The organism is Burkholderia sp. SIMBA_062 (genome assembly GCF_046534765.1).
In the GTDB taxonomy this organism is placed as follows: domain Bacteria; phylum Pseudomonadota; class Gammaproteobacteria; order Burkholderiales; family Burkholderiaceae; genus Burkholderia; species Burkholderia ambifaria.
The window spans coordinates 1-243 of record NZ_JAWRYD010000532.1 but is presented as its reverse complement, the minus strand read 5'-3'; the positions used below and the strand labels follow the sequence as shown (position 1 = coordinate 243).

At 64.6% G+C, this 243-nt stretch carries 1 pseudogene; it reads left to right on the top strand.

Going from position 1 to position 243, the window contains the following annotated elements:
* Positions 1-243 (top strand): annotated as a pseudogene (locus SB786_RS37345) (bifunctional folylpolyglutamate synthase/dihydrofolate synthase); the annotation flags it as partial.

Here is a 243-nt window from a genome sequence, read left to right as displayed (position 1 = left end):
GACGCGTGGCTCACGCATCTCGAAACCGCGCACCCGGTCGGCATCGACATGGGCCTCGGCCGCATCACCCAGGTCAAGGAGGCGCTGAAGCTCCAGTTCGAGTGTCCGATCTTCACCGTCGGCGGCACGAACGGAAAGGGCTCGACCTGCGCGATTCTCGAAACGATTCTGCTCAAGGCCGGTTATCACGTCGGCTGCCACACGTCGCCGCATCTGCTCGCGTTCAACGAGCGCGCGCGCATC